Genomic DNA, 21,471 nt, shown 5'->3' on the forward strand with positions numbered 1-21,471 from the left:
CGGACATCAGCCTCCATGACCAAGCAGGCCGCCGAAGTCGCCAAGCGGCGCACTTTCGCCATCATTTCCCACCCGGACGCCGGTAAGACCACCATCACCGAGAAGCTCCTCCTGATGGGGCAAGCCATTGCCGTGGCCGGAACCGTTAAATCACGTAAATCCGACCGCCATGCCACCTCCGACTGGATGGAGATGGAAAAGCAGCGTGGTATCTCCATTACCACGTCGGTCATGCAGTTCCCCTATCGCGAGCACATGATCAACCTGCTCGACACGCCCGGTCACGAAGACTTCTCGGAAGACACCTACCGCACCCTGACGGCGGTTGACTCTGCCCTGATGGTGCTCGATGGCGGTAAAGGTGTTGAGCCTCGTACGATTGCCCTGATGGATGTCTGCCGTCTGCGCGATACGCCCATCGTCAGCTTTGTGAACAAGCTGGACCGTGATATTCGCGATCCGATCGAGCTGCTCGACGAGATCGAAGCCGTCCTGAAAATCAAGGCGGCCCCGATTACCTGGCCGATTGGCTCTTACCGTGATTTCAAAGGGGTGTATCACCTCTCCGAAGACAAGATCTTTGTCTATACCCCTGGCCACGGCCATGAGCGTATCGCAACCCGCGTTATTGAAAAGCTAGACTCGGACGAAGCCCGTACTCACCTGGGCGACCTGTACGATGATTTCGTTGAGCAACTCGAACTGGTCCAGGGCGCGTGCCATGAATTCAATACTGATGAATTTTTAAAGGGCCAGATGACACCGGTCTTCTTTGGTACAGCCCTGGGCAACTTCGGTGTCGATCATGTCTTGGACGCGGTCGTGGACTGGGCGCCACAGCCGCTCTCCCGCGCGACCAACGAGCGTGACGTACAGCCGGTCGAAGAGAAATTCAGCGGTTTCGTATTCAAGATCCAGGCAAACATGGATCCCAAGCACCGTGACCGGATTGCCTTTATGCGGATCTGCTCCGGCAAGTATGAAAAAGGCATGAAACTGCGCCATGTGCGGATCGGCAAGGACATCAAGATTGCTGACGCCCTGACGTTCTTCTCTTCCGAGCGTGAGCAACTGGAAGAAGCCTTTGCAGGCGACATCATCGGCTTGCACAACCATGGCACCATCCAGATCGGCGATACCTTTACCGAAGGTGAGAGCCTCGGCTTTACCGGTATTCCGCACTTTGCGCCTGAACTGTTCCGCCGCGTACGCCTGAAGGACCCACTCAAGTCCAAGCAGCTCCGCCAGGGCCTGCAGGAGCTGGCAGAGGAAGGCGCGACCCAGGTGTTCTTCCCCGAGCGCAACAACGACATCATTCTGGGCGCCGTCGGTGTGCTGCAGTTTGACGTTGTCGCCAGCCGACTGAAAGAAGAATACAAGGTCGAATGCGTCTACGAGCCGATCAACGTCTGGTCTGCCCGCTGGATCGAGTGCAGTGACAAGAAGAAGCTTGAGGAGTTCAAGAACAAGGCCATGGAGAACCTGTCCGTGGATGGCGGCGGTCACCTGACCTACCTTGCGCCGACTCGTGTCAACCTGAGCCTGATGGAAGAGCGCTGGCCTGACATAAAATTCCGCGCGACGCGGGAGCATCACTAAGCATGAGGCAAAGGGCTGATCATTCAGCCCTTTGTTTTACAGCCTGATTAAACAGCCTGAAGCGTCTTTTCGAATACAGCCTTTCCATCCAGGTCTCGCAGGGTCACGGTCAGATCACCGCTGTGCCCTTCGATATTGACCTCGCCAAAGAATTGGAAGCCCGACAGCGGCGAGCTGTTGGCTACCGGTGGCGCCTTCACAAACACGGCCTCCGGTCCGAAAGTGTTGTCCAGCTTGTTGGGCCCGAATGCACCGGCATTGAGGGGGCCTGCCACGAACTCCCAAAAGGGCTCGAAATCCTGGAAGGCTGCCCGGTTGGGGTGGTAGTGGTGAGCCGCGCAGTAGTGCACATCTGCAGTCAGCCAGACCGTATTGTTGATATTCCACCGGCGGATGTAACGCAAGAGCTCTGCAATTTCCAGTTCGCGACCCAAGGGTGCACCGCCGTCGCCATTGGCAATGGCTTCCCAACGAGGCATTCCTGCTGCATCTACCCCATCAGGGACTTCCAGGCCAATGGGCATGTCTGCCGCAATGACCTTCCAGGTAGCCGTAGACTCCGTGAGCCCCTGCTTGAGCCACTCGAGTTGCGTACGTCCCATGAAAGCAGTGTCTGGTCCTTCATTGGGTTGCAGGTTGGCGCTGTTCCCGCCCCGATAGGTCCGCATGTCCAGCACGAAGATATCCAGCCGAGGACCGTAGCTGATCTTGCGATAGATGCGTCCGGCATCATCACGCTGTTGCAGCCGCATGGGGGCATACTCCAGGTACGCCTGACGTGACCGCTTGGCCAGTACGTTGATGTCCTTTACGATGTAACGGTCATCCAGCACTTTGGTAGAAGACCAGTTATTGGTGGTCTCGTGGTCATCCCACTGCCAGATCTGCGGGACTTCAGCATTGAACCGACGGACATTTTCGTCCATCAGGTTGTAGCGATAATTGCCACGATATTCATCGACCGTCTCGGCAACCTTGCTCTTGGCCTCTGTGGTGATGTTGCGCCAGACCTTGCCTTCTACCGTCGTGGTCTTGGCTTCTAGCGGGCCGTCTGCATAGATGGTATCGCCACTGTGCAGGAAGAAGTCCGGCTGTCGGCGACGCATGGCCTCATAGATGCGCATGCCACCGATATCGGGGTTGATACCAAATCCCTGCCCGACCGTGTCGCCGCTCCAGACGAAGCGGATATCGGTACGATGCGTCGGTGCGCTACGCAAATGTCCAAAGACAGGCTCGCTCTGCGCACCGCTGTAAATATCTTCGAAACGAACCCGATAAAAGATGGATTGATCCGCAGGGAGGCCGCGCAAGTCCATGCGCATGGTGTAGTCCGTTTCAGCCGTTACCACAGGCGAAACCATTCGGCGCAGATGGCGGAAACTCTCTTTGGTATCCCACTCAACGATCATGCGTGCCGGCCGGTCGCAACGGCTCCAGACAATCGCCCGGTTGCCCTGCACATCACCTGACTGAACTCCCTCAAGCATCAGCGGACGTTGCTTGGCGCTAGCGATCACGGCAGGTGCCACTCCCGGCAGCAGCAGTCCAACGCCCAGCCCCTGGATCAGGCGCCGTCTTCCATTATCGAACGTGCTCATCATGCGCTCCCACGATTATTGGAGCGAATGGGTTTAGCGAAAACGCCTGACAACCCTGTGACAGTCTGAAGAACAGCTGTTACGGCGTGATCTCAATCACACTTGGTAGGCTTCGACGCTTCAGGCTCCACCGCATGCAGAATCTGTTGAGCCAACGCATGATAAAGCGAGGTGGGCGAAAGCCAGCCGGACACACCATTCGCCAGCAGACACGTCGCCAGCACAGGGATCGCCATGTCGGGGCTGTGGGCCAGCTCCAAGGTAATGACAGTCGAGGTGAGCGGTGTTCGGGTAACGCCCGTGAGGTAGGCCGCCATGCCCAGAAGCGCACCGGTCTGCAGGGTGACATCAGGCAGCCAATCGACCAGCCAGGGCGCAAAGCTGGCGCCTACCGTGAGCGAAGGCGAAAAGAGCCCGCCGGGAATGCCTGCCAAATAAGAAACCACGTTGGCCAGAAATTTCCAGATGAGAAAGCCCTGATCGGTTATAGGGTGCCCTTCCAGAATGGCACGTGTTTCCTCGTAGCCGGTACCAAAGACATGCTGGCCGGACAGTGCCCCTAGACAGGCGACCAGTAATCCACAGAAGGCGGCAAACCGAACCGGGAAGCGTGAGCGGATGGCGCCCAACCTTCTAAGCCAGCCGTGGGATGTTGGAATGACCAACCGAGCATAACCGCCGCCCAACAGGCCGCCTGCCAGCCCGCATATGACCACCGCTATCCAGGCATCGCCCCATGGCAGACTGGCACTGATAACGCCAAAATAGGTATACGGTCCGACCAGGCCCAGCGTGACCATACCGCCAATCACCACAGCCGTCAGTACCAGACCGCTGAAGCGCTGTTCAAAGGTATGACTCAACTCCTCAATGGCAAATACTACGCCTGCAAGCGGCGTGTTGAACGCGGCAGCAATGCCTGCGGCACCACCGGCGAGGATCAGGCCGGAAACCGTCTTTCGCTCATACAGGCCCAGCCGCCGACCAAAGCCATACAGCACCGAGGCGCCCAAATGTACAGTCGGCCCCTCGCGACCAACCGAGGCCCCCACTAGCAGGGCAAGCAATGTCAGCATCATCTTCGCGAGTGCGATCGGCCAGGCCAACACTGCCGCCCTGAACTGACCAGAGGGCTTTTCCAGCGCTGCAATCACTTGTGGAATGCCGCTTCCCCTGGCATTGCGCAGCCACCCCTGTGTCAGCCAGACTAACAGGGCAAATCCTGCGGGTGTCACCAACCACGGCCATAAGTGGCTGTGATTCAACAGACGCTGAAAGAGCTGAAAGGCATGATCAGCCAGCCACGCAAAAGCCAGTGCCAGTAAACCCACCAGCAGCGCGCCGACCCAGAACGCCAGGCGTTGCCGAATGGAGCGAAACCGTTGATGGCGCTGTTGGGGTGCTTGAGATGCCGCAGCGCGGCGTGTAGATGCTTCCCTGTGGTCAGGGGCAGCAGGATCGCTCGAGTCGCTCATAAGCACATAAAATAGGTTGGCGCAGCAATTGTAACAAAGTATTGAAATATCAAATGGTGTTATGACCTCACGAATACCGGTTGGTTTGAGCAATTCCTAACCTCGGCTGTCCTTCTTACTGTTTACGTGCTTCCGCTGTTGCCTGCGCTCGCCCTCCTTATGGTCGGCATACCGCTGCCCGAGCGGCTTAACTCCGCCAGTCGTTTGTTTGCAATTGTCGTGTGAGTGGATACCTATTGTTTGTCTAGTAGGCAATCCAGAGAAGCCATACAAACCTGATCATGCTCCCTGCGCCACTGCTTTTTCCTGCTCCTTCCGCTGCTCTTTACTCATATTCCTTTCCTGTAAGGGTTTTACGAGCCATCACTAACCCCCATAAAGGAGAAAATATACCCCCTTGAAAGGAGACTCTCATGCTGGATGTACACGCCTGGACCTGGCGCCACGGTAACGAGCCTACGGATCTGGTACTGGAAACCCATGCCATTAGCGAGGAGCTAGCGCCTAATGAAATCCTGATCGCCAACAAGGTCATCGGCATCAACCCAGTCGACTGGAAATTCATTGCGCAGGCCGAAAAGGTCTGGAAGCCGGGCCATATTCCAGGCGTGGACGGCATGGGCGTCGTAATCGCGGCCGGTCGCGACGTGCACCTGCGTATCGGAACGCGGGTCGCCTATCACCAGAACCTCTACCACGCCGGCAGCTATGCCACGCATATCAAGATCGCCGCCGCCCACATGGTGATGCCGGTGCCGGACGGCCTTAGTGACACTGCTGCCGCCGCCTTCCCCTGCCCTACCCTGACAGCCTGGCAGTCGGTCATGAAGGTACCGGATGCAACCAACAAGGATGTACTCGTGACCGGCGCCGGGGGCTCGGTCGGATCGCTGGTGGCACAACTGGCGTTGCAAAAAGGCTGGCGCGTCTGGGTAACCGCAGGGGAGCAGCACCGCGAAAAGCTGCTGTCACGTGGCGTGACCGAGGTCGTGGATTACCACCAGGAAAACTGGCGGGATCTGTTACTCGAAAAGCTGCAAGGTCGTAAATTCTACGCCGCCTTTGACACAATCTCCGGCCAGCACGCCGCCTCGCTGGCTGGTCTTCTGGGCCTTAATGGCCATCTGGTCTGCATTCAGGACCGGATTGAGCAGCCGCCCTTGCCTGCCTTCACAACGGCGATCTCTTACCATGAGGAAGCCCTCGCCTCGATCCACCAGCATGGCACCGTCCTGGACTGGATGGAGCTGACCACCGCCGGAGCCGAGCTGATGGATCAGATCAAGAACAATCGATTGGCCATGCCTACTCTTGAGGTTGTTCCCTTCGAACAGCTGCCCAACGCGTTAAAGGATCTGAAAGCTGCCGTGCGGACACGCAAATATGTCGTCCAGGTGGACTGATCCGGCAGTATCAGACAAGTCGCCAACGCATTAAAAAGGGCTCCTGAGAGCCCTTTTTTATCATGCCGCAGGTACCAGCTCTTCCTGTACCTCCCCCCGCTTGATCACAGCGTACACCACACCGGTCAAGATACTGCCCGCCGCAATGGCGGCCAGGTATAGCCAGGCGTGATTGATGGCGTTGGGAATCAGGAGTACGAAAAGACCGCCATGGGGCGCCATCAGCTTGCAGTTGAACAGCATGACGAGCGCACCGGTCAATGCGCCGCCCGCGATGCTCGCGGGAATCACACGCAGCGGGTCTTTCGCTGCAAAGGGAATTGCCCCTTCGGAAATGAAGCACAACCCCAGGACAAAGGCCGCCTTGCCCGCTTCACGCTCGCTCTGGGCAAACTTGCGGCGCGCCAGAACGGTAGCAAGCCCCATACCGATCGCAGGCACCATACCGGCCGCCATCGTAGCCGCCATCGGACCATAGGTCTTGGATGCCAATAACCCTACGGTAAAGGCATACGCCGCCTTGTTGATCGGCCCACCCAGATCCACACACATCATGGCGCCCAGAATGACACCCAGCAGAACGGCATTAGACGTGCCCATGTTTTCCAGAAAGCCCGTCAGCGCGGTCAATGCCTGAGCAACCGGCGTTCCCACAACATAGATCATCACGAGGCCGGTAATCAGGCTCGCCAATAGCGGAATGATCAGAATAGGCTTGAGGGCCTCCACGCTGGCCGGCAGCTTCACCCAGCGAGCGATCGCCTTCGCCACATAACCGGCCAGAAAGCCTGCCACGATACCGCCGATAAAGCCCGCGCCCAGATTACTGGCCAGCAACCCACCGATCATTCCCGGCGCAAGGCCCGGCCGGTCGGCAATGGAGTATGCAATGTAACCGGCCAGCACCGGCACCATGAGCTTAAACGCGGCTTCGCCACCGATCTGCATCAATGCAGCCGCCAGCGTGCCCTGCTCCTTGAACGCCTCGATCCCAAAGACAAACGACAGGGCAATCAACAGGCCTCCGGCGACTACCATAGGCAGCATGTAGGACACGCCCGTCAGCAGGTGCTTGTAGACTCCGGTCTTTTCCTTTTTCGCACCGGCCTTGGCTTGTCCGGAAGACGAAGCAGCCGCCGCACCTCCCAGGATCTCACCCTCAGCTAATGCACGCTTGAGCGTAGCTTCAGGCTGCTTGAGGGCAACACCAGTACCGCAACGGAAAACCTTCTTACCCACGAAGCGATCCGTATTGACCTCGATGTCAGTTGCCAGCAGAACCGCATCGGCCTCCGCGATCGCCTCGGCACTGAGAGGGTTGCGTGCGCCCACTGACCCCTGGGTTTCCAGATCCAGCTTATAGCCCAGCTTCTTGGCGGTCTGAATCAATGCCTCAGCTGCCATGAACGTATGTGCAACGCCGGTTGGGCAGGCCGTGATCGCCACCAGACGGGGCTGCTTGGTGGGTGCAGCGGCTGCGCTGACAGCTTCAGGCTCGGCGTTGGCTTCGTACACCTTGGCCTCACGCTCGGCACGCTGCAAAAAAGCATCGACGTCCCGCAGGGCTTCCGCCGGTGTTGCACGGTAAACGCGCTTGCCCGCGAAGCGGCGAAGGTCTACCGCACCGGTATGCACAACGACAATCAATTCAGACCGAGCGATCTGATCATCCGTCAGCAGCGTAGCTTCGGGGCCGTCGTGGATTTCAACGCTGGTCTGCCAGCCACGGCGCTGTGCGGCAGCATCCAGCAATCGTGCACTGAGCACACTGGTAACCATGCCCGTCGGGCAGGTCGTAACGATTGCGATATTCATGAGTTATCCCTGCTTATTGTTCTGTCATGACGTGAACACTGACGCCGTTCGCCAACTCTGCCAAACGGGCAGGATCATCAATGCCAAAGCCGATTTGAGTGACGGCCATGGCAGCAATGGCTGTGGCATTGCGTAATGCGTCCTGCGGCTCAAGTCCGGTGAGCAACCCGTGCGCCATACCGGCCAGAAGCGAGTCGCCGGCCCCTACGGTGCTGGCCACCTGCACCCTGGGCGGAACGGCCTGCAGTACGCGACCTGGCGCAAACCACCGAACACCCTCGCTGCCCTGAGAGATCACTATGTGCTCAACACCTTGAGCGGCCAGCTGAGCGGCCAGCTGGGCCTGCTGCTCGGCAGTATCGGCAGGTGCCGAGCAGGCGTCGGACAGCTCCTCGGTATTGGGCTTGACCAGCCAAGGCCCAGCCTTGAGCCCGGCACGCAGCGCGGCGCCACTGGTATCCAGTGCCACCCGCAAGCCTAGGGCTTTCAGCCGTTGAACCAGCTCGGCAAGCCAGTCGGCACCGATGCCGCGTGGCAGACTGCCAGCCACAACGGCCAGATCGTGTCCCGGCGCTACGTCGTCCAGGGTGCGCAGCAACTGAGCCTGGGCAGTCTCGGTAACATGCGGCCCCGGCCCGTTGATGTCCGTAATGCGGCCTGAGGTTTCGGCCAGTTTGATATTACTGCGGGTCTCGCCCTCCACCCGCACAAAGGCATCCTTGAAGCCACGCTCGGCAAACAAGGCCTCGAACGGCTTGGCGTTATCAGCGCCCAGAAAGCCGGTTACGGTCAGCGAATGCCCCAGGTCTGCCAGGACCTGGGCCACATTCAGTCCCTTGCCTGCCGCGTGCATGACAACCGCTTCACTACGGTTTACTTCTCCCGGATGCAGTTCGGGCAGTCGTACAGTCAGATCCAGCGCGGGATTCAAGGTAACGGTCAAAACACGGCTCATTGCATGGCCTCCACGCTGGCGCGCACTTCATCTGCTGTCGCCAGCGCCAGTGCTCGCTGGGCACAGGCTTGTGCAGCCACGAAATTCAGTTCACGCACCCGCGCCTTGACCAGCGGAATGCTGCGCGCTGAAACGCTGAGTTCATCCACACCCAGCCCCATCAAAAGCGGAACCGCCAGCGGATCGGCGGCCAACTCTCCGCATACGCCTACCCACTTGCCATGTGCATGGGCGGCCTGGACCGTCATATCGATCAGGCGCAGCACGCTGGGATGCAAGCCATCAGCCTCGCCGGACAATAAAGGATGACCACGGTCGATCGCCAAGGCGTATTGGGTCAGGTCATTCGTTCCGACGCTGAAGAAATCCACTTCCTGCGCTAGCACCGGTGCCAACAGGGCTGCCGAAGGTACTTCGATCATGATGCCTACCTGCAAATTGACCGCCGGAATCTCCTGCCGCAGACGATTGAGGATATCTCGCGCCTGACGCCACTCCTCAACCCGTCCCACCATCGGAAACATGATTCTAAGCGGACGCCCCTCGGCCGCACGAAGCAAGGCGCGCAACTGGGTTTCCAGCACCTCCGGGCAACGTAGGGTCAGGCGTATACCGCGAATGCCCAGGAACGGGTTCTCTTCGGCCGGAATTGGCATATAAGGCAACGGCTTGTCGCCTCCCACATCCAGCGTACGTACCACCAGCGGTCGTCCATCCAACGCATCCAGTACGCGTCGGTAATCCTTCTCCTGCGCCTGCTCGTCAGGTGCCGAATCATGGCTCATGAATACCAGCTCGGTACGCAGCAAGCCAACTGCCTCTGCGCCCTGTTCGACTACCGACGGGGCATCCGCAGTGTTGCCCAGGTTCGCAGCCACCTCAATACGGTGCCCGTCGCGGGTGACCGCAGGCTCAAACCGCTTGGCTTCGGCCTCCTGTCGACGATGCTCCCGCACCTCGCGTTCTATACGAACCTGCTCGATGCGTGCGGCATCCGGCCCGACCTCGACAAGGCCATGATCGCCATCCAGCAGTAGAATGGTCTGAGGTGCAAGGTTCAGTACACGCGGGCCAGCACCTACAATCGCAGGAATACCCAAGGCGCGGGAAACAATGGCGCTGTGAGAGCTGGCACCCCCACGTGCCGTCAGGATACCGGCGACCCTGTCACGGTCCAGACGCGCCACGTCACCAGGCCCGACCTCATCCATGACCAGCACATAGGGCTCGCTTGGCTCACTGGCAGACCCAACCCCACACAGATGCCCCAGAACACGGCGGCCTACATCACGCAGATCAGCCGCACGCTCGGCCAGGAGCGCATCCTTCAATGACTCCTGCTGAGCGGCCGCCTCCTCGATCTGTGCGTTCCAGGCCGCTGCGGCGCTGGCATTGCGCTTGAGGCGCATCTGTACGCCCTCACGCAGATCCGGATCATCAAGCATCTCCAGATGGGTCAGAAAGATGTCGCGAATGGCGCCGGCCTCGCTACGGCTGATCAGGGCATCGATTTCCGTTCTGACTGCCGCCAGTGCCGCTTCGAGGCGCTCGGTTTCAGCGGCAGCCCCCTCACCCTCGGCAGGAAAGTCGAAATGCTGCTGAGCCACGACATAGGCTGGCCCAACGGCTAGCCCCGGTGCCGCAGCAATGGCCTTGAAGGTATCGCCTGAGGCTAGCGGCGCAGCGTCCTCTGCCCGCGCCAGAATATTGGTTTCAACCGGCACGGCCGCGTGCGCCGGTTGAGTATTGGCGCTAATGGGCTCAACCTCTTCACCTAACCCGGCCTCGACCGCCGCGACAAGATCTCCCAGCAGCGCTTCGGCATTGGTTCCCGGCTCAGCCAGAAACTCAAGCACTTGACCACGGCGCGCACCCAACGCCAGCAGGCGAGACAAGCTCTTGGCCGAAACGGCCGTTCCGCCATCCACCCTGACCCGAACCTCACCGGTTGAAGTCTTCGCCACACGCGCCAGCTCCTTGGCCGGACGCGCATGCAAGCCATGGGCATTAGCCAGCACCACACTCGCACTGGGCCAGTTCGGTGCTACCTCACCGCCCAGCGCTTCGAGCACCGCCCGGCTGGAGGTTGCCTGGCTAAGCTCCTGGGCACGGCCAGCGATCAGCAAGTCACACAGGCGCTCCAGCAAATCACGGTGAGCCTCACCAAGGCTGGCCAAACAGAACAAGCCCTTGACTGGCTGCCCCTCCAACGTCACCGGCGCTGCGGGTGTCACAAACGCAAGACCAGGACGGCTTACGGCATGGTCGCTGTGCAGCCACCAAAGCCCTTCTCCTAGTGGCAGAGGGACGCCCGTTTGTAGCGCACCGGCAAATCCCGCCTCAACGCATTGTGTCTTCTTCAGAAGACGTGCCCCTTCCCACGCTAAGTCTTCAAGATCATCAGCCTCCACGTGCAGACGCACCAGCTGGTCATCCAGCTCAAGCTCTTGCGGGGCGCCATGCAGCAATTGAACAATCGCCTCGGCGCTTTCGGCACGGCGAATCGCCTCGTCCAGCGACTTTTCACCCAGTGCACGCGTCAATAACTGGAGAATTCGAAGGTGTTCATCAGATTTGGCGGCAATTGCAATGGCCAGATAAGCGGTCTGCCCTTCCCCCCAACTTACACCATCGGGGAATTGCATGATTCGTACGCCCGTTGTAAACACATGGTCACGGGTCTGAGGAGTACCATGGGGAATGGCAATACCCTGTCCAAGGTAGGTAGAACCCTGGGCTTCGCGAGCACGCAAACCATCGATATAGCCGGGAGCCACAAGCCCATCCGCGACAAGGGCCTCACCCAGCAGGGCAAGCGCGCTATCCTTGTCAGCGGCCTGTTGTCCCATGCGAATATGCTGCGCATCGAGTTCGAACATTCAAATCCTCCATGGCACTACGAGCGACCGAAGAGCACCGTGCCTTTCTTGTAATGATTGTTTTAGCCTAATCGCATGTTGAATCATCGACATCGGGCGATACAGACATAACAGCGATAAGACACTATTGTGCTGAAACGTTTCACCAAAACAGAGTGGCACGTTACTCGATAATCGTTGATCCTTGAAGCACTACACACAATAAAGGCCAGCCCATTGCGTTAGATACCGGACCGTCTGTTTTCGAAAATGGATTATCGTCAATGAAAGGCAAGGTATTGCGGTCATATAAGCAAGAAAGGCGTTCCAGACCGCACGGCCACAAGAGGAATCGTTTTGAAGCTCAGTGATATAGCTCGACTGGCAGGCGTCTCCGTGACCACGGCCAGCTACGTCATTAACGGAAAAGCCGACCAGCGGCGCATCAGTCCAGCCACCGTCACGCGCGTACAGCAAGTGGTCGAACAATACGGCTACCAGCCGGACCAGCGCGCCGCTGGCTTGCGTCGCGGCCAGACCCTGACGCTTGGGTTCATCCTGCCTGACCTGGAAAACCCCAGCTATGCACGGCTGGCCAAGCAGCTGGAAATCAGAGCCCGGCTGCGGGGCTATCAACTGCTCATTGCCTGTACTGACGATGAGCCCGATACCGAACGGCAATTGCTCTCGCTGTTTCGCGCACGCCGCTGCGATGGCCTTATCACCGCCAGCTGTCTGGCCGATGACGATACGCCCTATCGCCGCCTGCAGGCAGAGGGATTGCCTGTGGTAGCCGTGGACCGTCAGCTCGATCCCAGCCAATTCTGCTCTGTCGTCAGTGACGACCGGACCGCCAGCTCCCTTCTGACGAAGACCCTGCTGGATACGCCGCCTCGAGAAATCGCCCTGATCGCGGCCCGTCCGGACCTCGTCATCAGCCGTGAGCGCGCCGCGGGTTTCGAATCGGCCTTACAGGACTTCAACGGCAAGAAGCTGATTCGCTATGGCGAGCAGTTCAGCCGTACCTGCGGACGCGACCTGATGCTGGACCTGATGAGCGAGCTGGGCCATATGCCTGATGCGATCATCACGACGGCATACGTGCTGCTGGAAGGCGTTTTCGATGTTTTCCAACAGCAGGCTGAAGGCTGGCCTTCCCATCTGCGTCTCGCCACCTTTGGCGACGCCCAGCTGCTCGACTTCGTTCCCATCAAGGTCAACGGACTCTATCAGCAGCACGAACTCATTGCAGAGCAGGCCCTGAACCTCATGCTGGACGCCATCGAATCCCATCATTACGAGCCCGGTGTTCATGCCATCCCCCGACAGCTTAAGACTCGTCACAAAGACTAGCTGGCCCCTACCATGTTGATCGATACCCATAATCACCTGGATTTTCCCGGCTTCGACGATGATCGGGAGGTACTTCTGCACCAGTGCGCGTCGCTAGGCGTACGGCGTCAGGTGCTGATTGGTGTCGAAGAATCCCTATGGTCGCAGTTATGGTCCACCGCGCTGGCCCATGAGCCGCTCTACGCGGCCCTGGCCCTGCATCCCTGCTATCTGGACGTGCACAAGGAGAGCGACATCGACACGCTCAGGGCATGGCTGGATCAATGGGCTAGTCATCCCAAGCTTTGCGCACTGGGTGAATTCGGACTGGATTACTATATCGAGCAGCCCGACAAGGCACGCCAACAGACGCTTTTCGAATCACACCTCGAACTGGCTATCGAATACGAACTGCCGAGCCTGCTGCACGTCAGAAAAGCCCATGCCGATGTCATCGCCACGCTAAAACGCTACAAGCCGCCCAGAGCGGGCGTTGTCCACGCTTTTGCGGGCAGCTACGAAGAAGCGCGGGAGTATCTGAAGCTAGGATTCAAGCTGGGCTTGGGTGGCGCGCCGACATGGCCGCAAGCCAATCGACTGAGAAAGGTCGTGCCGCGGCTGCCGCTGGACGGCATCGTTTTGGAAACCGACGCCCCTGACATGGCCCCTGCCATGTACCCAGGCATCCGTAACAGCCCTACCCATCTACCTGATATCTGCGCGGCACTGGCCGAGCTGTTCGGCGTGACCTCCGAAGCACTTGCCCAGGCCAGTACAACCAATGCGTGTGCCGTCTTCGGGTGGGACCCTGACGCGCTTTAGAAGACTAGCGTCCCACCACCGTCCAGAGCGCTAACAAGACGTACCAGAGCACAGCAGCCCTGACGAGTAACTGCCACAACGTATCAAGACTGTGAACACCCGCCTCGGCATCCAGAGCCACAGGCAAATCAGCCGCAGCGCGACCGGCATCAGCCAGCAGCTTGGGAGTGGGAATATCCCAGTTCAACCACTCGGATAACGTTGCGCGGCTGGCGCAAAGAAAATCACCAACCAGCGCAAAGCTGGCAGTGAGTAAGCGTGCCGGCAGCCAATCAAAGGCATGGCACAGCTGTTCTGCATGGGCGCGCAAGGCAGGGCTACGCGCATGGGCAGCCGTCAGCGCAACCAGTCGATAAGCCAACGCCATGAGCGGTCCCAGCACAACGTACCAGAAAATCACGGCAAAGAAGCCCTCGTGGCCTCGCCATAGCAGCTGCTCTTGCACACGCGCCAAGAGCCCATCCGGCGTTTCCGCTTGAAGACCTAGATCCTGCTCTGCACGCAAGGCTGCGGCCTCTAGATCACCCCGCCGCCAGGAATCTCTGAAACCTGCCAATGCCTGCCTGGGGTCATGCCGGCCCAGGCTATACAACAGCACGAGCACATGTACGGGCAACAGCAGCCAGCCATAGGCAACCGGCTTTAATACTGCCAGCATCAGAGCCAATATCAGCAGGGGTACACCTACCACAACGATTAGCGCGATTGAGCTATGACGCCCTACATGCAGCTCCACCTCAGCCAACAGCGCGCGCCACCAGCCATCACGCTGCAGCCGCAACCGCCAGTGGGTTGTCCATACAACGCCCAACACAAGCAATAAGCTCAGAAAGGTCATTTACCCTCCCCTGTCAAAAATGCCCGATACCGGTGCCAATCAAAGGCAGGCCCAGGATCGGTCTTGCGGTCTGGTGCAATATCACTATGTCCGCAAATACGGTCAGGTGTTATGGCTGGATAATGCCGAAGCACATCGCGCGTCAGTTGCTCAAGCACATGGTATTGCGCCTGCGTATAAAGCTCGGTATCGGTACCTTCCAGTTCAATCCCTATCGAAAAATCATTACAACCTTCCCTGCCCGCAAAACAGGATACGCCAGCGTGCCAGGCACGATCATCACAGGACACAAACTGCGTCACAGCGCCTGTACGTTCAATCAGAAAATGGGCTGACACCCTTAACGAGGCTATTTCCTGAAAAAAGGGATGTTCACTGCAGTCCAGCGTGTTTTGAAAGAAAGGCTGGACCTTTCCCGTCCCAAACTGGCCGGGCGGCAAACTAATGTTGTGGATAACCAGCAGCGAGACCTGCTCTCCCACGGGACGCTCATTGTAGTTGGGTGACGGGCAACGCTGAGCGTGAGCCCACCATCCCGCCTGAAAATCTGGGGACATAAGAACTCCTGTGAGCGCTTAATGTAAACCAGAGCGGCAGAAGGACCAAGAACACCGATCCGAGTGGCCCCATGATCGGTGTTTTGAATAAGCGGAAGAAATCAGGTGCGTTTGAGCGTGCGGAGATTTCCGATGACGGATTCCAGCGCTCGATCAAACAACAGGGCATCGTCCAGAATACGCAGCTTTCCATGACTCAAGTCGACAGCCAGGCTTTCACGTGACTTTTCCATCACCTTCATGCCTGCGCGATTTACAAAAATATAACGTCCAGCAGACTTGATAACCGCCGCCAGCTTGCAGCGGACCTTGTGATCATCGGCTTCGGTCAGCTCAATCCAGCTACCCACATGAATAGCGTCAATCGTTCTGAGCGACTCCTCATCCGGCTTGAACGCCGTCTCGGCAGGCTTGGCCTGAACCGGCTGAAGCACAATCTCATCAGCCACCTCAACCATCGCTGCCAGTGGCTCATGGGCTACCGCCGCTGCACCGTGCTCGACACGCTTGGCCTGCTGGAATGTCTGTACATGCAAGGCTTCAAGCTGGGTGAAAAACTCACTGGTAGAGAAGGGATCGAAGGCCGCGCTGGCAAGCCCTTCGCGCAGGGCCTTGAGCAGCCCCGGCACCATACCCAGCAACTTCTGCCGCGAGCCGGCATCTTCATGCGGCTCAACACTCCAGATCAGATCATCCATCGTCTGCAGCGCGGCGAGCCATTCGGCAGAGCCATAGCCCTGCTTGAGACACGTCAACAGGAGCACCTGACTCCACGCTTCGCGAATGACCCGAACCACTACTTCCGGCAGCGTACGCCCAACCAAACGCTCATTCAGCGCGGCCTCTACCTGCTGGCGAGCTTGCTCAGCCCGCGCACGCCCCTCTTCCGCATCCCGTGTGCGCTGCTCAAGCAACTCACTCCGGCGACGCTCATCACTCATATAGGCCAGAAAGTCATTCAACAGCTCGCTGAAGATATCCGGGTCATCCACAAAATCACTGAGCAGCCGCTGAACGATCTGCTCGATCTTCAGATAAAGCCCATCGCGCTGCAGCTCATTCTGCTCTTCCCAACCAAGCGAGGCCGCCGCAATCTCATTCAAGAGCTTACGGGCCGGATGATTGGGTCGGCTGAAAAAGGCCTTATCCAGCACCGCCACCTTGAGCATGGGAATCTGCAGACGGGCAATCAGCGCTTTCAGGGAATCAGGCAGCGTCAGGTCATCAAGGATGAACTCGAACAGCATGGACACCAGATTGATAACATCATCATCAACCTGCCCCACTACCCGCTTTCGACCGCTACGCGCACTGATACGCCCCAGCGCGTCATCCAGCATCCCGCGCAAGTCGTAACTGTTCTCGACATGCGAAGGCACATGCTGCTGCAAGTGGGACAACAGCCGCATCAGATCGTAACTGGTAATAGGATGAAGCTCAGCCGCGCCTGCTGGCTCACCGCCAGACATACCCATTGAGCCGCTGCCACTGCGACGTACCTGCGCCAGCAGCCCCTGCAGCGCGCTGAATACTTCCTGATCCTGTTCGCTATCCGGTGTGGTGGATGCCGTGCGGCCGGTATAACCCGATGCACTGCGACCCGTATTACGCGGCGGCGCCAGCTTGAGATGAGGGAGAATTCCCGCATCGATCAACTGCTGATTTGCCTCGGCATACACGCGGTCCAAACCATTCAGCACAAAGCGCTCGAACAGCTTGAGAATGATCAGCTTGACCTTGATCTCAACACCCAAACCACGGCACGCATCCAGAAACGCTTCGCACAAGGGGCGAGGCGCCAACGGGTTGGAGTTTTCGTCCAGCGTTCGGCTTAACTGGGTATTGAAACGAATACTTAGATGGCCCAGGGCCAGCGCATTACGGGTGACAGCTTTGGTCACCATTGTATCGAGCGCGACAGACTCTTCGAGCTGGTCATTCTGGACCAGACTCAGATCCTCGAACGAAATGGCGTCGAGCTGAGCAGTATTTTTTGCCATGTCTGCCTGATTCAGGCCCGCGAAACGCTCAAAGTAGCGCTGCAAAAAATTACGCTCGATCGTCTTGCGCTTCAGGCGCAAGTCACGCATCGCTTCGAAGAACAGATTCTGCTCATTGTTACTGGTGGCGCGGTCAGCCATCTCGAACAGCGCATCGTCCGCGTTATCGAACAATTGCTGGAGCGCTGCATTGAGCCGCTGGGCAGCTTTGTCGCGTACCGGAACGAGGGCAGCAGGAATCCGCAACGCCGCATCACTGAGCGTTTTGAAATGAACCACATTAGCGTCGTTCTGCATTGCCCGCCTCCTGCAGCGTACCGTTATGACCAGCCTGCCTGCATACCACGTTACGAGCCTTGAACAACGTTGATCCCATAGCGTTGATAAGTGAACGTTGCGTTGATCATCATTACAGAGTAGCTGTACCAGCTAACCGAGATCACCGCATAGGTATGACCTTGATCATGTTTATGGTTGAGCTACGGCGACTCCCATCTCTAGTGAGGGAATCTGAACAGCGTTCATCCATAAAGTTGCCTTTACCCCCTAATCGTACCCTGAGAAGCGTGAGCTAACCATCAAGATTTCGACCAATCGCCAGCCAAACGCTGATACGTCCAGGGACATCACAGAAAAAACCTAAGCTGCATGTTGCAGCAAGCAGCACTTCATAAAAGAAAGGGCATGGTGCAACAATTGCATGAAAATCCCTTCGCCTTGATTCTCATACAGGGCCGCCCTGCCACTACCTCTTTGCAAGCCCCCAAGGCTGAAAACTGGCAATGTTTTTTTGACGCCCTCGTACATAGAGTCAATCCGCCTTAGCGCGAACCTCAGCTCTCATTAAAGCCTTATCACTCAAAGCGTTAAGTGGATCACGTTGGCATATCGGTTGCTTAAATACACCCACGAGTCAAGCCGAGCTTTATGATTAGAGTTTTTTGCCATGCACGAAGTATGCAATACCTCTCCAGAGCAACCCACCATAGCTATTTTATTGTGCACCTATAATGGAGAGCGGTTTTTGGCCGAGCAGCTTGACTCAATTATCAAGCAAACCCATAGAAACTGGGTGCTTTACGCCTCAGATGATGGTTCAAAAGATAGAACCATAGAGATACTTTCTAAGTACCAAACAGAACTGGGTGAGCAGAAAATCGTGATATTGGAAGGCCCTAAACAGGGCTTTTCCAAAAACTTTATGTCGCTTATACGCAATAAATTGATTGAGGCTGATTACTTCGCCTTTAGCGATCAAGATGACATTTGGCATGAAGATAAATTGGAGCGCAGCGTAATTAGCTTATCCGCTATAGGAAAAAGCACTCCAGGGTTATATTGTACACGGACCCATCTGATTGACGAAAACGGAAATTCAATCGGCTATTCCCCTCTCTTTCGAAGAAGACCCAGCTTTAACAATGCACTTGTACAAAGCTTAGCAGGGGGAAACACCATGCTAATCAACCAAAAAACAAGAGAATTGTTAGAAGAAACTCCATTCGACAGCCACATCGTCTCACACGATTGGCTAACCTACCTGATTGTAAGTGGCTGCAATGGCACTGTAATTTACGACAGCAAGCCAAGCCTTGAATATCGCCAGCATACGTATAACGTTGTAGGTTGCCACATCTCCTTAAAAGACAGAGTCACCCGATTTGCCAGAAACTTGGGAGGCACTCTAAGGGAGTACAATGAACATAATCTGAAGATACTCAAGAGCTACGAGCACCTCTTGAGCAGCAAAAGCAAAATATCGCTCACTAATTATCGTACAGCCATAAGCTCAAAAGCTGTTAAAAAGATCTTCTTCCTTAAAAAGGCAAACGTATACAGGCAGCATGTTATTGGAAACATAAGCTTATATATGACAGCTATATTAGGAAAGATGTAGCGCCTGAATGAACGCCCTACCAAACTTCAGACGGCACGAAATAGCTAAAGATTTAGAGAAATTTAAGCCCATCGAGATGGTGCCGGTGATAGGAGTCGAACCTACGACCTTCGCATTACGAATGCGCTGCTCTACCAACTGAGCTACACCGGCATTCCTTTAAGATAAGCAAGGCAACCCTACTAGTCAAGATTTAGAGCCTTGACTCCGGAATAGCAATTATTCCTTGTGACCAAAAGCGTGGTTGAAAATAGCCCCATTCATTTTTCTGCCCACCTTCCTTCATCCAATCCAAATGATTGATATCTCTAAATACAATAAACACTAGAAATAGCGATGAGCTTAAAAGTACTATTTTCAACGTATTAGCGCAGCGTTTATCGATCTCTGCATAACTAGAAGCACAAGAGCCATTCAACCACCCTGCAAATATCATTAACCATAACTGGCTATAAGGCATAACAATTACCCCATCAACCATTGACTGGACTAACGCAGCCCACAAACCAGCAATAAGGGATACTTGAAGAACAGAGTCTCTTTTCTTTAAATCAGCAGAGCGAGCAACTAAAAAACTAAACTTAAAAAACTTAACAAGCAAGACAATTAGAATAATTAAGGCAGGAATACCCCATTCACAAGCAATCTGCAAGAAGGCCTGATGAGGATGAGCGGCAACAGGATTATACGTATCGGCAAAATGCATTGGCCCAACACCTAGAAAAGGGTGAGCCATAATCATCCCTATAGCTTTTTCCCAGATAATATCCCTGGAAGATAACGATGTAGTAATGCGATTGGCTGCCGACTGCAGAATAGTTATATGCAGCGCGTCGGTAATTATATGAAACAAACAAAAATACACCAACAAAGCTATGCATGCTGCGCCAGCTTGAATCAGAAACCAGAAACGACCCACGCTTGAAATTAAAAAAATAAGGGCACCCGCGCAAGCTATTCCAAGCCAAGTCCCCCGGGTGCCACAGGCAATAACTATTACCCAAAATAAAACTAACAGCACGAAAGCAGCAATGCTGTAAAATCTCTTCCCATCAATAGGGAAAGTCAAAAAAACTAATATAGACAGCATAAACGTTTGAAACTGCCCGTAATGCCTTATATTAGAAAATCCATCCGCCAGCAGCCAGACATCAAGAGCTTCATCACCACTAAAGCAGGCAGCAATATAGGAAGAAAAGAACTGAACAGCTTTAACTACTACAATTAAAAGTATTAAAACAAGAAAAGCCCAATCCGCTTTCTCACCCAAAGCGTTTCTCATCGAAGAAATGTAGAGATAGAAACCAAAACACCCTAAAAATAAGGCCAACTCTACTAATGCCCAGACGGGCTGATTTGAGAAGAGACTCGAAAACAAACCAATAAAAAAAAATGCAGATAAAAAAAAAGTGATTTTTGTATCTACAAAAAAATCTCGCTTATCAAAGAAAAGAATCGCTAACGAAGCAACCCAAAAGAAACTTATCTCCGCAATTCTCTGGGAGTCATGCCAAGCAATATCATGCATCCTAAAAAATAGGCTCCCTCCAATAAACGCTAACAAATAAATAAAGCAATAACTCCTACTAAAAACCACTAACACTTTTCCTCCTCAAAAAAAAGCCCTGCAAACGCAGGGCTTTTCTAAACCAATATTAGCTACCGTTCTTACATGCGCTAGGTAGATATTTTTGATCTGCGCTGGAAGTACAGGTCCAGATGCTTGACCCTTTATCAGCATTACTCAAAGTCATTGTAAGAGTTTGCTTTTGAATAGGAGTAGAAATCCCACTAGCCGCCATTGTCGCAGTGATAGTGCATCCACCATCAGCAGCTGCAGTACCACCTGTAGCAACTTGAGCTACATACTTTCCTTTAATATCCGTAGCTGCAGGAATACCATCATTTCCATTGGTCGGGCACGTTCCATTCTGAGTAAAGACTTCAGTTACACTTGTCTTTACACCGTCAGTCAAACTCACAGCCTCAGCCATTTGAGAGCGAGCGATGTAATCCTGATACGCAGGAATTGCGATCGCAGCCAAAATACCAATGATCGCTACAACGATCATCAATTCAATCAACGTAAAACCTTTTTGAGCTTTCATGCTTGTCTCCAATAGAAGAAGTAGGCTCAACATGCCTGATTCTCCTTAAGCATTCAGCGTGCCAACCGCTTAGATCACAGTATTTGTGTGAAATAGATTTCCTGCCGCTTCGCCTGCATGGCAAGTACTGACAATAATTGTCAGGCCAAAGAGCGTATTTGATAGGACTGCTTTCGACTGCTATAAGGCAGGCATCGCTTATCCTTATCGG

15 protein-coding genes and 1 tRNA gene are annotated in these 21,471 nt (G+C 55.6%); 5 read left to right on the forward strand and 11 right to left on the reverse strand.

Features of this window, described 5'->3' with window-relative positions:
• Positions 1 to 15 precede the first annotated feature (15 nt).
• Entirely contained in the window at positions 16 to 1,599 is a 1,584-nt protein-coding gene (locus EAW52_RS17285) for a peptide chain release factor 3 (protein WP_074822753.1), read from the forward strand.
• 47 nt (positions 1,600 to 1,646) lie between these two features.
• Here the strand turns inward: EAW52_RS17285 and EAW52_RS17290 are convergent, their stop codons facing one another.
• Positions 1,647 to 3,200 carry an alkaline phosphatase gene (locus EAW52_RS17290; RefSeq protein WP_122043354.1) on the reverse strand — a complete coding sequence of 518 codons (1,554 nt, stop codon included), beginning with the start codon at positions 3,198 to 3,200 and terminating at the stop codon, positions 1,647 to 1,649.
• Between the two features lie 92 nt (positions 3,201 to 3,292).
• Positions 3,293 to 4,675 (reverse strand): chloride channel protein, encoded by a 1,383-nt coding sequence (locus EAW52_RS17295; protein WP_122043355.1) that lies wholly within the window; start codon positions 4,673 to 4,675, stop codon positions 3,293 to 3,295.
• Positions 4,676 to 5,088: 413 nt separating this feature from the next.
• Here EAW52_RS17295 and EAW52_RS17300 point away from each other — a divergent pair, with 413 nt between their 5' ends.
• Positions 5,089 to 6,078: a zinc-binding dehydrogenase gene (locus EAW52_RS17300; RefSeq protein ID WP_122043356.1), complete on the forward strand. Its 990-nt coding sequence runs from the start codon at positions 5,089 to 5,091 to the stop codon at positions 6,076 to 6,078.
• Between the two features lie 60 nt (positions 6,079 to 6,138).
• Here EAW52_RS17300 and EAW52_RS17305 read toward each other — a convergent pair whose 3' ends face one another.
• The 3 genes from EAW52_RS17305 to ptsP are packed head-to-tail and all read right to left on the reverse strand — an operon-like array spanning position 6,139 to position 11,727.
• Positions 6,139 to 7,893 carry a PTS fructose-like transporter subunit IIB gene (locus tag EAW52_RS17305; RefSeq protein ID WP_122043357.1) on the reverse strand — a complete coding sequence of 585 codons (1,755 nt, stop codon included), beginning with the start codon at positions 7,891 to 7,893 and terminating at the stop codon, positions 6,139 to 6,141.
• 13 nt (positions 7,894 to 7,906) lie between these two features.
• Entirely contained in the window at positions 7,907 to 8,848 is a 942-nt protein-coding gene (gene pfkB / locus EAW52_RS17310; protein ID WP_122043358.1) for a 1-phosphofructokinase, read from the reverse strand.
• Positions 8,845 to 11,727, reverse strand: coding sequence for a phosphoenolpyruvate--protein phosphotransferase (ptsP, locus tag EAW52_RS17315; RefSeq protein WP_122043359.1), 2,883 nt, complete (start codon positions 11,725 to 11,727; stop codon positions 8,845 to 8,847). The genes pfkB and ptsP overlap by 4 nt, the downstream gene beginning before the upstream one ends.
• Positions 11,728 to 12,063: 336 nt before the next feature.
• On the opposite strand from ptsP, the gene cra reads away from it, so the two are divergent.
• Entirely contained in the window at positions 12,064 to 13,059 is a 996-nt protein-coding gene (gene cra, locus EAW52_RS17320) for a catabolite repressor/activator (protein ID WP_019366296.1), read from the forward strand.
• A 12-nt stretch (positions 13,060 to 13,071) separates the two neighbouring features.
• The gene (locus tag EAW52_RS17325; RefSeq protein ID WP_122043360.1) at positions 13,072 to 13,860 is read left to right on the forward strand and encodes a TatD family hydrolase; all 789 of its coding nucleotides are present in this window, start codon (positions 13,072 to 13,074) and stop codon (positions 13,858 to 13,860) included.
• A gap of 4 nt (positions 13,861 to 13,864) precedes the next feature.
• Here EAW52_RS17325 and ampE read toward each other — a convergent pair whose 3' ends face one another.
• The 3 genes from ampE to EAW52_RS17340 form a co-directional block, all read right to left on the reverse strand.
• A complete protein-coding gene (ampE, locus tag EAW52_RS17330; RefSeq protein WP_122043361.1) occupies positions 13,865 to 14,698 on the reverse strand; it encodes a regulatory signaling modulator protein AmpE in 834 nt (277 codons plus the stop codon).
• Positions 14,695 to 15,255 carry a 1,6-anhydro-N-acetylmuramyl-L-alanine amidase AmpD gene (gene ampD / locus EAW52_RS17335; protein ID WP_122043362.1) on the reverse strand — a complete coding sequence of 187 codons (561 nt, stop codon included), beginning with the start codon at positions 15,253 to 15,255 and terminating at the stop codon, positions 14,695 to 14,697. The genes ampE and ampD overlap by 4 nt, the downstream gene beginning before the upstream one ends.
• Before the next feature lie 101 nt (positions 15,256 to 15,356).
• Positions 15,357 to 17,552, reverse strand: coding sequence for a DUF1631 domain-containing protein (locus EAW52_RS17340; RefSeq protein WP_122043363.1), 2,196 nt, complete (start codon positions 17,550 to 17,552; stop codon positions 15,357 to 15,359).
• Between the two features lie 649 nt (positions 17,553 to 18,201).
• On the opposite strand from EAW52_RS17340, the gene EAW52_RS17345 reads away from it, so the two are divergent.
• Positions 18,202 to 19,152, forward strand: coding sequence for a glycosyltransferase family 2 protein (locus tag EAW52_RS17345; RefSeq protein WP_122043364.1), 951 nt, complete (start codon positions 18,202 to 18,204; stop codon positions 19,150 to 19,152).
• Between the two features lie 77 nt (positions 19,153 to 19,229).
• Here EAW52_RS17345 and EAW52_RS17350 read toward each other — a convergent pair.
• The 3 genes from EAW52_RS17350 to EAW52_RS17360 form a co-directional block, all read right to left on the reverse strand.
• Positions 19,230 to 19,305, reverse strand: a tRNA-Thr gene (locus EAW52_RS17350).
• A gap of 40 nt (positions 19,306 to 19,345) precedes the next feature.
• A complete protein-coding gene (locus tag EAW52_RS17355) occupies positions 19,346 to 20,680 on the reverse strand; it encodes an O-antigen ligase (RefSeq protein ID WP_162997654.1) in 1,335 nt (444 codons plus the stop codon).
• A gap of 127 nt (positions 20,681 to 20,807) precedes the next feature.
• Positions 20,808 to 21,260, reverse strand: a complete 453-nt coding sequence (locus tag EAW52_RS17360) for a pilin (RefSeq protein WP_122044842.1) — start codon at positions 21,258 to 21,260, stop codon at positions 20,808 to 20,810.
• Positions 21,261 to 21,471: the final 211 nt, after the last annotated feature.

Origin of the sequence: Pseudomonas sp. LTJR-52, assembly GCF_003691465.1 — a bacterium.
GTDB lineage: Bacteria > Pseudomonadota > Gammaproteobacteria > Pseudomonadales > Pseudomonadaceae > Chryseomonas > Chryseomonas luteola.

Coding starts and splice junctions, on each gene's coding strand:
- EAW52_RS17285 (WP_074822753.1), top strand. CDS start 16: ATGACCAAGCAGGCCGCCGAAGTCGCCAAGCGGCGCACTTTCGCCATC.
- EAW52_RS17290 (WP_122043354.1), bottom strand. CDS start 3,200: ATGAGCACGTTCGATAATGGAAGACGGCGCCTGATCCAGGGGCTGGGC.
- EAW52_RS17295 (WP_122043355.1), bottom strand. CDS start 4,675: ATGAGCGACTCGAGCGATCCTGCTGCCCCTGACCACAGGGAAGCATCT.
- EAW52_RS17300 (WP_122043356.1), top strand. CDS start 5,089: ATGCTGGATGTACACGCCTGGACCTGGCGCCACGGTAACGAGCCTACG.
- EAW52_RS17305 (WP_122043357.1), bottom strand. CDS start 7,893: ATGAATATCGCAATCGTTACGACCTGCCCGACGGGCATGGTTACCAGT.
- pfkB (WP_122043358.1), bottom strand. CDS start 8,848: ATGAGCCGTGTTTTGACCGTTACCTTGAATCCCGCGCTGGATCTGACT.
- ptsP (WP_122043359.1), bottom strand. CDS start 11,727: ATGTTCGAACTCGATGCGCAGCATATTCGCATGGGACAACAGGCCGCT.
- EAW52_RS17325 (WP_122043360.1), top strand. CDS start 13,072: ATGTTGATCGATACCCATAATCACCTGGATTTTCCCGGCTTCGACGAT.
- ampE (WP_122043361.1), bottom strand. CDS start 14,698: ATGACCTTTCTGAGCTTATTGCTTGTGTTGGGCGTTGTATGGACAACC.
- ampD (WP_122043362.1), bottom strand. CDS start 15,255: ATGTCCCCAGATTTTCAGGCGGGATGGTGGGCTCACGCTCAGCGTTGC.
- EAW52_RS17340 (WP_122043363.1), bottom strand. CDS start 17,552: ATGCAGAACGACGCTAATGTGGTTCATTTCAAAACGCTCAGTGATGCG.
- EAW52_RS17345 (WP_122043364.1), top strand. CDS start 18,202: ATGCACGAAGTATGCAATACCTCTCCAGAGCAACCCACCATAGCTATT.
- EAW52_RS17355 (WP_162997654.1), bottom strand. CDS start 20,680: ATGCATGATATTGCTTGGCATGACTCCCAGAGAATTGCGGAGATAAGT.
- EAW52_RS17360 (WP_122044842.1), bottom strand. CDS start 21,260: ATGAAAGCTCAAAAAGGTTTTACGTTGATTGAATTGATGATCGTTGTA.